10 protein-coding genes are annotated in these 9,530 nt (G+C 30.3%); 9 read left to right on the top strand and 1 reads right to left on the bottom strand.

Translation table 11 applies throughout. The features are described 5' to 3' along the window. The 9 genes from hisS to J7M77_RS11785 form a co-directional block, all read left to right on the top strand. Positions 1 to 1,023, top strand: a 1,023-nt coding sequence (gene hisS, locus J7M77_RS11825) for a histidine--tRNA ligase (protein WP_296878795.1), incomplete at its 5' end; no start/stop codon positions are given. Then, complete coding sequence (gene aspS / locus J7M77_RS11820) at positions 1,016 to 2,767, top strand: aspartate--tRNA ligase (protein WP_296878794.1); 1,752 nt, start codon at positions 1,016 to 1,018, stop codon at positions 2,765 to 2,767. The genes hisS and aspS, both read left to right, overlap by 8 nt. Continuing rightward, complete coding sequence (locus J7M77_RS11815) at positions 2,760 to 3,836, top strand: Xaa-Pro peptidase family protein (RefSeq protein WP_296878793.1); 1,077 nt, start codon at positions 2,760 to 2,762, stop codon at positions 3,834 to 3,836. Before aspS ends, J7M77_RS11815 begins: the two co-directional genes overlap by 8 nt. 57 nt (positions 3,837 to 3,893) lie before the next feature. Then, positions 3,894 to 5,204 carry a Mur ligase family protein gene (gene murC / locus J7M77_RS11810; RefSeq protein WP_296878791.1) on the top strand — a complete coding sequence of 437 codons (1,311 nt, stop codon included), beginning with the start codon at positions 3,894 to 3,896 and terminating at the stop codon, positions 5,202 to 5,204. Between the two features lie 48 nt (positions 5,205 to 5,252). Further along, on the top strand, positions 5,253 to 5,543 hold the full coding sequence (locus tag J7M77_RS11805; RefSeq protein WP_296878789.1) for a DUF948 domain-containing protein: 291 nt from the start codon (positions 5,253 to 5,255) through the stop codon (positions 5,541 to 5,543). Between the two features lie 14 nt (positions 5,544 to 5,557). Then, the gene (locus tag J7M77_RS11800) at positions 5,558 to 6,034 is read left to right on the top strand and encodes a YtxH domain-containing protein (protein WP_296878787.1); all 477 of its coding nucleotides are present in this window, start codon (positions 5,558 to 5,560) and stop codon (positions 6,032 to 6,034) included. Next, positions 6,034 to 7,041, top strand: a complete 1,008-nt coding sequence (locus tag J7M77_RS11795; RefSeq protein ID WP_296878786.1) for a LacI family DNA-binding transcriptional regulator — start codon at positions 6,034 to 6,036, stop codon at positions 7,039 to 7,041. The genes J7M77_RS11800 and J7M77_RS11795 overlap by 1 nt, the downstream gene beginning before the upstream one ends. A 74-nt stretch (positions 7,042 to 7,115) precedes the next feature. Continuing rightward, positions 7,116 to 7,577 carry an RNA polymerase sigma factor gene (locus J7M77_RS11790; protein ID WP_296878784.1) on the top strand — a complete coding sequence of 154 codons (462 nt, stop codon included), beginning with the start codon at positions 7,116 to 7,118 and terminating at the stop codon, positions 7,575 to 7,577. Next, entirely contained in the window at positions 7,574 to 8,533 is a 960-nt protein-coding gene (locus tag J7M77_RS11785; RefSeq protein WP_296878781.1) for a hypothetical protein, read from the top strand. Before J7M77_RS11790 ends, J7M77_RS11785 begins: the two co-directional genes overlap by 4 nt. Positions 8,534 to 8,732: 199 nt before the next feature. On the opposite strand, the gene J7M77_RS11780 is transcribed toward J7M77_RS11785, so the two are convergent. Next, positions 8,733 to 9,530: UPF0158 family protein (locus tag J7M77_RS11780; protein ID WP_296878779.1), on the bottom strand; the 798-nt coding region annotated here is incomplete at its 5' end.

The following is a 9,530-nucleotide window of genomic DNA, read 5'->3' as shown; positions in this document are numbered from 1 at the left end:
GTCGCTAGAGCGTATGTGGAACATAAAATGTATGCTAATCCTGAAAAAATCAGTAAATTATATTATATTGGACCAATGTTTCGTTATGAACGACCTCAAAATGGCCGTCAGCGCCAATTCCATCAATTTGGAGTAGAAATGATTGGTTATGAGTCACCATATTTAGATGTTGAATGTATGACCATGGCAGTAACTTTAGTTAAAGCCTTAGGATTAAAAGGAGTTAAACTACATTTAAATACTTTAGGAGATAATGCTAGTCGCGATAATTATCGTCAGGCTTTAAAAGATCATTTTAAACCATATTTAGATGAACTTTGCAGTGATTGTAAAAATCGTTATGAAACTAATCCATTAAGAATTTTAGATTGTAAAGTTGATCATGATCACCCATCAATGAAAGATGCACCAAAAACAATTGATTTTTTAACCCCAGAAGCTAAAGCGCATTTTGATAAAGTCTGTGAATTATTAGATGAATTGGAAATCGAATATGTAATCGATCCTAATTTAGTACGGGGATTAGATTATTATTGTCATACTGTTTTTGAAGTTATTTCTGATGATCCACGACTTGGTGCCGGGGCAACTGTTGGTGGTGGTGGCCGCTATAATGGTTTAGTCCAGGAAATCGGAGGACCAGAAGCACCAGGAGTTGGTTTTGCTTTTGGAATGGAAAGATTATTGATTGCCATGGATGAACAATTAGAAGAAGCTGATGGTTTAGATGTATATGTAATGCCACTAGGTAATGAGGCTAAAGACTTGGCAATGCAAATTACAACGATGCTAAGAGCTAATGGTTTTAGTGTGGAAATGGATTATCAGGATCGTTCATTAAAAGCCCAATTTAAATCAGTTGATCGTCTAAATAGTCATTTTGCGATCATTATTGGTGAACAAGAAGTAAAAGATGAAGTAGTAAATATTAAATGCACATGTTCAAAAACACAAGATATTGTACCAATTGAAAACATCGTTGCATATATTGAAGAACACATGGAGGGACATAGTCATGAATAGAACTCATAACAATGGTGAGTTAAGAATTAGTGATGTTGGTAAAATTGTTGAATTAAAAGGCTGGGTTGCTAAAAAAAGAAATTTAGGAGCTTTGGTATTTATTGATTTACGGGATCGTTATGGAATTACGCAAATTGTATTAAATGAATCAATGGAAGAGATTTCTCGTGAAATTAAAAATGAATATGTATTACATGTAAAAGGGAAAGTTATTGAACGTAGTTCTAAAAACCCCAATTTACCAACTGGTGATATTGAAATTGAAGTTAGTGAAATTAATATTATTAACGTTGCTAAAGTAACACCAATTTATACTAGCGATGAAACTGATGCTAGTGATGATGCTAGAATGCAGTATCGTTATTTAGATTTAAGAAGACCAGTGATGCAACAAAAATTAATCATGCGTCATCAAATTACCCGTAGTATTCGTAATTTTTTAGATAATCATGATTTTGTTGATATTGAAACACCATATTTAAATCGTTCTACTCCTGAAGGGGCAAGAGATTTCTTAGTACCTTCAAGAGTTCATAATGGATCATTCTATGCTTTACCACAATCTCCACAATTATTTAAACAGTTATTGATGGTAGCTGGAATGGAAAAATATTATCAGATTGCTCGCTGTTTTAGAGATGAAGATCTAAGAATCGATCGACAGCCAGAATTTACGCAAGTAGACGTGGAAATGAGTTTTATGTCTACTGATGAAATTATTACCTTAGGTGAACAAATGATTGCTCAGGTCATGAAAGATGTTAAAGGGATCGAGCTTTCTTTACCGCTGCCACGAATGACTTGGCATGAAGCAATGGAAAAATATGGAATTGATAAACCAGATATTCGCTTTGGTTTAGAATTGATTAATTTAAATGAAACGGTTAATGATGTTGATTTCATGGTATTTAAAAGTGCTTTGGAAGCTAATGGTCATGTTAAAGGAATTAATGTTAAAGGACAGGCTAATAATTATTCGCGTAAAGCAATTGATAAGTTAACAGAGATTGTTAAAACTTATAAAGCTAAAGGGTTAGCGTGGTTGAAGGTTAAAAATGGAAAAGGTGAAGGACCAATCGCTAAATTCTTTGATGAAGCGCAAATGGAACGTTTATTAAAGAAAATGGATGGTCAAGATGGCGACTTATTATTATTTGTCAGCGATGTAAAATATGAAGTTGTTTGTAGCTCATTAGCAGCTCTTAGAAATCATTTAGGTAAAGAATTAAATTTATATGATCCAAATGAATTTGCTTATTTATGGGTCGTAGATTTTCCAATGTTTGAATTTGATGAAGAAACTAATCGCTATTATGCAGTTCATCATCCATTTACGCGACCTAAAGAAGAAGATATTGATAAAATCGATAATGACCCTGCTCATTGTTTAGCTGATGCTTATGATATTGTTTTAAATGGTTTTGAACTTGGTGGGGGATCACAAAGAATTTATGAACAAGATCTTCAAGAAAGAGCGTTTAAAGCATTAGGATTTACACAAGAAAGAATCGATAGTCAATTTGGCTGGTTTGTTGAAGCATTCCAATATGGAACACCACCTCATGGCGGGTTTGCTTTAGGATTAGATCGTTTAGTAATGATTCTAACAGGCAGTGAAAATATTCGTGAAGTTATTGCCTTCCCTAAAAATGCCAGTGCTATTTGTCCAATGTCTAAAGCACCAGGACCAGTTGATCAAGATCAGTTAGATGAACTAGGAATTAAGGTGATTAAAGATGAATAAAGAAAGAATTGCAGCTGTTGAAAAAAGAATGCAGGAAAATAATCTTGATTATTTATTAATCAGTGAACCTTCATCAATTGATTATTTAATTAATTATGTTAATCATCCTGGTGAAAGAATGTATGTCTTAATGTTAGCAGCTAATGGTAAACATAAATTATTCTTTAATAAATTATTCTATGTTGATCAAGATCTAGGAATCGATATTGTATGGCATAGTGACACAGATGATCCTACCAGTATGATCGCAAGTAGAGTAAAAGACGCTAAAACAGTAGGTGTCGATAAACATTGGACGGCCAATTTCCTACTTTCATTGATGGAAAAATGTCCTGGTGTTAAATTTGTCAATGGTTCTAAATGTGTTGATCATACCCGTATGGTAAAAGATCATAAAGAACGTGAATTAATGATTGAAGCTAGTAAAATTAATGATCAGGCAATCGACCAGGTAATTAAACTAGTTGGTCAGGGTTTAAGTGAAATTGAAATTGCGAAACGATTAGAAGGAATTTACCATGATCTAGGCAGTGATGGTAATAGTTTTGATTCAATTATTGCTTTTGGTGCTAACGGAGCTAATCCCCATCATGAAAATGACGATAGTATGCTAAAACCTGGTGATAGTGTAATTATTGATATGGGTTGTCGTTATCAAGGTTATTGTTCCGATATGACGAGAACTGTTTTCTACAAAGAAGTAAGCGAAGAAGCAAAAAAAGTTTATAATATTGTTTTGCAGGCTAACTTAGCGGCTGAAAAAATGATCAAACCTGGAGTTCGCTTATGCGATATTGATAAAACGGCTCGTGATTTGATTAGTGAAGCTGGTTATGGTAAAGAATTTAATCACCGATTAGGACATTTTATTGGTAAAGATGTTCATGAATATGGGGATGTATCAGTAAATTTTGATTTACCAGTTGAAGAAGGGATGATTTTTTCAATTGAACCAGGAATTTATTTACCAGGTAAATTTGGTGTTAGAATCGAAGATTTAGTAATGGTTACTAAAGATGGCTGTAAAGTCTTAAACAGTTATCCTAAAGATTTAATTGTAGTAGATTAATAAACAATAAATACATTTGTTTTGATTTGTGTTAAAATAAAATAGTGAGGTGACAATATGTATTATTTTATCGGAATCAAAGGTTCTGGGATGGCCCCATTAGCGGAAATCCTTCATGAACTAGGAAATGATGTTTGTGGTAGTGATATTGATAAGTATATTTTTATTGAAGATGAATTGCGAAAAAGAAATATTCCTATTTATTCATTTGATGCAAATAATATCAAAGATGGCTATACAGTAATTATAGGTAATGCTTTTAATGATGACCACGTGGAAGTAAAAGCAGCATTAGCCAATCCTAATGTTAAATGCTATCGTTACTTTGAATTTTTAGGTCAATTTATGGAAAACTTTATTTCTATTAGTATTGCCGGAACTCATGGTAAAACGACAACAACAGGAATGGCTTATCATTTATTTAAAGATTTTGCCAAGACTACGGTTTTAATTGGTGATGGAACAGGTTATGCAACTAAAGATAGTAAATATTTTATTGCTGAATCTTGCGAATTCCAAGATCATTTCTTACATTACTATCCTAAATATGCCATCATTAATAACATTGAATTAGATCATGTTGATTATTTTGGTAATTTAGAAAGATATATTGAATCATTCGAAAAATTTGCTAACCAGGTAAAAGATACGGTAATTGTTTGGGGCGATGATCCAAATATCAAAAAAATTAATTTTAAAAAGCGGGTAATGCGCTTTGGTCTTAAAGAAGGCAATGATGTTCGCGCTGTTAATGTCATTGAAAATCATGACGGTTTATCATTTGATGTCTATATTCATGATGAATTATTTGGACATTTCAATTTACCATATTATGGAATGCACATGTTATATAATTCATTAGCAATCATTACTTTAGGTTATTTAGAAGATATGACTAGTGAATATATGCAAGAAAAAATGGCAACGTTTGAAGGAACAAAAAGACGGTATACAGTTAGCGAGGTTGGTAATAATATTTATGTTGATGATTATGCTCATCACCCAACGGCAATCAAGTATGTAATTGAAGCAACTAGAGTAAGATATCCTGGTAAAAAGATCGTTGCAATATTTAAGCCTGATCGTTTTTCTCGAGGGGCTCGCTTTGCCTATGAATTCGCACAAGCAATGGATTTAGCTGACTATCCATATTTTTGTCCATTCCCTGAAAATGCGGCTAAAGAAGATGGTATTGATATTGATATCTATGATATCGCTAAAAACTTGCCACGTGCTAAAGTAATCGGCGAAGATGAAGAAGCAGCTAAAGAATTGGCAAAATATGATGATGTTGTGTTCTTATTTATGTCAAGCAAAGATATTTATAAATTGGAAGAAAAAGTTATTACCATAAAAAAATCTATGTAAGTATATAGAAATGTGGTATAATGGATTTTAGAAAGTTGAGGTAATGCTATGACTGCAATCGATATTTGTTGGTGTGTTTTGATTTTAGCCGGTGCGTTTGCTTTGGTAACATTAGGTATTTTATTACTACGTTCAGCAACGGCTGTCAAACAAGTTGGCGATACAGTGGAAATGGCACAAAGTACGATCAATAAGGCTGAAAAGGCAATGGATGATATTAATTACAAATTAGACTTATTGAATGTGCCAGTTGAAACTATAGCTAGTTTCTTTGATCCTGAACGTCCTAAATTTAGTCCGTTTGGAATGGTTATTAGATTTATTAGAAAATTATTTTAGAAAGGTGAATAAAAATGAAATTAGGAAAATTAATTGCGGGAATTGGAATTGGAGCAGTAATTGGAATGTTATGTGCTCCTAAAAAAGGAAGTGAATTAAGAAAAGATATCAAAGATAAATCAAAAGATTTATATGACAAGGCTCAAAATATTTCTAAAGAAGATATCCAAGCTTTGATCAATAATACAATTGATGAAATCAAATTAGCAATCGATGAATTCGATGCTGATGAATTTAAAGAAAATGCAAGTAAAAAAATTACTGAAGTAAAAACTAAATTAGAAGAACTAGCAAATTCTGTTAAATCTAGTGATGAATATGCAAGTTTTAAAGAATCAGTTTCTAAAGTAAGTAATGATGTTACAACAAAATTAAAAGAAATCAAGACAAAAGTTCAAGACCAAGATTACAATGTAGTAGATGAATTTGATGAAGCAATGGATGACATTGAAGATGAATTAGATGTTATCATTGAAGATTTAAGAGATTAATGAAAAAAGTTACTATTTACGATGTTGCAAGAGAAGCTGGAGTTTCTCTTGCAACCGTTTCTCGAGTTATCAATGGCTCTAATGTTGTTCGTGAAAAAACCAAACAAAAAGTCTTGGATGTAATTGAGCGTCTGGATTTTAAACCAAATGATATTGCTAGAGGACTAGCAACAAGTAAGACAACTACAATTGCAATCGTTTTTCCGCAATCATTATTTGCTCATGTCAAAGATATGATTGGTGGAATCGGCGATACTGGAAGACATTTAGATTATAATATTAATATGTATACTACAGATGATATCGGTGATGAAAATACAGTAGCTGATGTTACTGAAAGATTAGTAAAATCGCGGGTTGATGGAGTAATTTTATTTAATAACGATAATCTAGATGAAACTATTGAAGCGATTGTCCGCTATAAACTGCCAATTGTAGTAATAGGAAAAAAAGTTTCTGGCGAAAATATTGGCTCAATTTATATTGATGTAAAAAAAGCCGCTGAAGAAATTGTTGATCGCTATTTAAATCGTGGTAAAGATGATATTATTTATATCTTACCAAAACAGAATTTAATTAAAAGCGATGAAATAATTGAAGGAATTAAAGAAACATATAAAAAGCACAACAAAGAATTTACTACTGATCAAATTTTGACTAGTTCAAGTCATTATGAAAATACATATCCAAATTTTATTGAGTATTTTAAAACTCATAAACACGATTTAGTATTTTGTGGCTATGACAAAGATGGGGTAGCTGTAATCAATGCAGCCCAAGAAAACGGAATAAAAATTCCAGCTGAAATGGAAGTAGTAGGGATGTTGAATACTAGCTATTCAATCATGTGTAAACCAACATTATCATCAATGAATGTACCGGTCTATGATATGGGAGCGCTTGCAGTTCGCTTGTTGACTAAGTTTTTACAAGATGAAAAAATTGAATCTAAAGAAATTTCGGTACAACACATGTTTATTAAACGTGATTCAACTAAAGATGATTAGACTTTCGCAAAAGAAAGTCTTTTTTTGTCACCAAACAATGTTTTTAATTGTTAAATAAGTGAAGGAGGGTAAATATGAAAGATGAACTTTTTGAAGAAGTATTTCATCGGTATAAAGAAATGGTTTATCGAGTCGCTTTTACTTATTTAAAAAATGAAGCTGATGCACTAGATATTGTTCAAAATACTTTTATTAAATTATTGAAACAAGATGGTTTTAATGATGAAGAACATCTTAAACGCTGGTTACTTAGAGTAACGATCAATGCTTGTAAAAATAATTTAAAAAGTTATTGGAATTTAAAAACTACTGTTTTTCATGAAGAATATCATTATCATGATGAAAAATCGATAGAATTAGAAGAACTAGTGTTTAAATTAGTACCTAAATATAAAGGGGTAATTTATTTATATTATTATCATGGCTATAAAGTTAAAGAAATTGCTGAAATATTAAAAATAAGTGAAGCATCAGTAAAAAAACGACTTGCTCGTGGTCGGGAAAAATTAAAAATAGAATTGGAGATGACAAAATGAAAGCTAATAATATTAAAGAAATTATTGATAATATCAATGTACCAGAAGACAAATTAAATCATCTTTTTGATCAAAACAACAAACCAAATAAATCAAAAAAATACTATCGATTTACAATTGTTATCCTGGCAACTGTTTTATTAATTACAATGATAAACTTTTCAATAAATCAAAATAAAGATAAATCCAGCCAAGAAGACACATATTTTATCTGTGATATTTATGCTAATGATCAAGAATATTCATTTGATGATACAATAAATATTGAATTAGATAATGATGTATTTGATGATTATTGGAAAACAACAGTTTCTTTAAATGAGTCTGATGGAAAATATTATGGCAGTAGCTATATACCGTTTGATATTACTATTAAAGGTGAAAACATTAAAGAAATTCATTTTCAAAAAGTTACTGGTGATAACTTATCACTTTGCCGATATATTTCTGGAGATCTTTTTGATGAAGATTATCTACCACTTGAACAAAGTAATCAGGTTGAACTAATAGTTAAACAGTTAGATGAATTACGTTCATCTGATTTATCAAAATTAAATAACTATTGTAGCGATGAAACAGATTTACGTAAATTTATGGAATTAGCTCGTAATAATCGAGTAGAATTAATTACTAATAATTATAAGCAAAGTATGTGGAAAGATTATGGCTGGCCATTTTGGGTAATGAAAAAAAATAGTGAAAAAATATCATTCGCTTATTCTAAACAGGAAATTAAAGATTATCGTAATGGTATACTAGTAAATTTTGTTTTAACCGCAGATCAATTAGAAGAATTAGCTGATGATGATTATCGAATGTTAACGATTAATGAGTTATTAACTTGTAAGGTTAAATTGATGGTTGAATATAATAATGGCATTATTAAAGAAAAAACAATTACTTTCAATCAAATAACAAATCAGAATGAAAAAACTGTATCTATGCAAATAGATTAAATGATAATATCTTGATTTAGTTTTATTCTTTAAACATATTAATAATATTTATTATCTTTTAAACGGTTAGAAAACAGTGATATAGTTTCTAAAAAGAAATGGTTATTTTCTAAATATTTATAGGAAAATAACCATTTTATATTTTTAGTAAAATTAGATATTGTAAAAAAACAGTCAAAAATAGATCTAGTATTTATAGTTATCTAAATTCATATTTAATGTTATTATCATTACACCAATTTTTTGCCATCTCGATATTTTTATGATATTCATAATCTAACCATGTATCTAATAAACCATATTCTTCTAAATCTTCTTGAAAATCTCGTTCGATATCTTCAAATTTAAGTAAAAGCTCTTTTTTGATTTTTTCATCAGATAAAGTATTTAAAAAATCTTCATAAAAACTCATATCAAGAACATCATCTAATGTTGGGATAGGAACATAAATATCATCGTTTAAAACAATATCCATCATATCATTATAGCTAGCATCACGAAGATCATTTAAATTTAAATAAATTTTACGACCGCTAATTAAATCATACATACAAGTTTTAAAAGCAGTTGTTGTAAGCATTTCATCAAAAATATTAATAATATCAACAGTATATTCAATCGGCTGATTATTTTTTATCAGTTTATATAAAACATTAGCGCACTCTTCAATTGGGCGATTATCAATAAAAAAAGCAGATGGAATATTTTCATAGATATGACTATAGTCATAAATATCCTGTAGAATTTCATCAAGATAATGCTGTTTGTGCTTATTTTTATATTCTTCATCTTTAAATGGTTCATCATTTTCATCATAAAAAATGATTCGATCGAATATATGTTCAGGGGTATCTTTTAATACAATTGGCAAGATATTTTCATTGTTTATATAGGGAGTTAAAAGTTCCTGATAATTTATTGGCGATACAGCAATGATTGAATTGACAGATTTTTTTATTAATGAATTTAGTAATTTGATTTTAGCACTATGATATTT

The sequence above is a fragment of the Thomasclavelia sp. genome, assembly GCF_017889095.1.
Taxonomy (GTDB): Bacteria; Bacillota_I; Bacilli_A; order Erysipelotrichales; family Coprobacillaceae; genus Thomasclavelia.
Note: the sequence above shows the minus strand (reverse complement) of the source record. Positions and strands in the feature narration are given on the sequence as shown.

Bases quoted from the DNA above. Each gene is read 5' to 3' on its own strand.
- aspS (WP_296878794.1), top strand. From the start codon at position 1,016: ATGAATAGAACTCATAACAATGGTGAGTTAAGAATTAGTGATGTTGGT.
- J7M77_RS11815 (WP_296878793.1), top strand. From the start codon at position 2,760: ATGAATAAAGAAAGAATTGCAGCTGTTGAAAAAAGAATGCAGGAAAAT.
- murC (WP_296878791.1), top strand. From the start codon at position 3,894: ATGTATTATTTTATCGGAATCAAAGGTTCTGGGATGGCCCCATTAGCG.
- J7M77_RS11805 (WP_296878789.1), top strand. From the start codon at position 5,253: ATGACTGCAATCGATATTTGTTGGTGTGTTTTGATTTTAGCCGGTGCG.
- J7M77_RS11800 (WP_296878787.1), top strand. From the start codon at position 5,558: ATGAAATTAGGAAAATTAATTGCGGGAATTGGAATTGGAGCAGTAATT.
- J7M77_RS11795 (WP_296878786.1), top strand. From the start codon at position 6,034: ATGAAAAAAGTTACTATTTACGATGTTGCAAGAGAAGCTGGAGTTTCT.
- J7M77_RS11790 (WP_296878784.1), top strand. From the start codon at position 7,116: ATGAAAGATGAACTTTTTGAAGAAGTATTTCATCGGTATAAAGAAATG.
- J7M77_RS11785 (WP_296878781.1), top strand. From the start codon at position 7,574: ATGAAAGCTAATAATATTAAAGAAATTATTGATAATATCAATGTACCA.